General features: G+C 75.0%; 1 protein-coding gene. It reads right to left on the reverse strand.

The annotated features are described in order from the left end of the window. Positions 1 to 950 (reverse strand): heavy metal translocating P-type ATPase (locus ACFWA9_RS39200; protein ID WP_380394381.1); only part of this gene is annotated, 950 nt, incomplete at its 3' end. Positions 951 to 1,086: the final 136 nt, after the last annotated feature.

Genomic DNA, 1,086 nt, shown 5'->3' on the forward strand with positions numbered 1-1,086 from the left:
GTGAGCATCGAGGCGTCCACCGCGGAGGAGCCCTCGACCACGGTGCCGTCCGTCGCGATCTTCTCCCCCGGACGCACCACGAACCGCATCCCGGGGGTCAGCCGGTCCACCGGCAGCCGGACCTCGGAGCCGTTCCGCAGCACCGCGACGTCCTTGGCGCCCAGCCCGAGCAGGGCGTGCAGCGCGGCGCCGGCGCGGCGCTTGGAGCGGGCCTCCAGGTAGCGGCCGAAGAGGATCAGCACGGTGACCGCGGCGGCCGTCTCCAGGTACAGCGTGGAGGAGGCGTCGGTGGCGCCGATCGACAGCGAGAACTCGTGGCGCATGCCCGGCATCCCGGCCCGGCCCCAGAACAGGGCCCAGCACGACCACCCGAAGGCGGCCAGCGTGCCGAGCGAGACCAGGGTGTCCATGGTCGCGGCGCCGTGCTTCAGGTTGGTCCAGGCGGCCCGGTGGAACGGCAGCCCGCCGTAGACGACGACCGGGCCGGTGAGGGCGAAGGCCAGCCACTGCCAGTTGGCGAACTGCAGGGACGGGATCATCGACAGCATGACCACCGGCACGCTGAGGACGGCGCTGATCAGCAGCCGGTCCAGCAGCGGGTCGGCCGCGGGTTCCGCCGGGGCGGGGCCCGGCCCGGCGGGCGCGGCGGCCGGTTCGACGGCCGGCGGTGCGGGGAGTTCGGCGGTGTAGCCGGTGTTCTCGACGGTGCTGATGAGGTCGGCGACGCTCACCGCCGGTCCGAAGTCGATCCGGGCCTTCTCGGTCGCGTAGTTGACCGTGGCCTCGACGCCCTCCATCCGGTTGAGCTTCTTCTCGATCCGGGCCGCGCACGCTGCGCAGGTCATCCCGCCGATCGACAGCTCGACGCGGTCGCGTACCGGGGCGGTGCCGTCCTGGTCACGCGGGCCGCCCGGGCCGGCGGCGGTGGTGGCCGGGGTGGCGGTGCTCATGCTGATCAGCTCCTTGGGGAGGGCGTGCGGCGGGGGCCGGGGCGGGCGGCCCCCCCCCCCCCCCCGGGCGCAAAAGGACCGGCCCCCCCCCACCTATCCGGCCCCCTAGCACGGCCCGCGGGCCAGGTGGTCGGCG

It is taken from the genome of Kitasatospora sp. NPDC059973 (genome assembly GCF_042737525.1).
Classification (GTDB): Bacteria; Actinomycetota; Actinomycetes; order Streptomycetales; family Streptomycetaceae; genus Kitasatospora.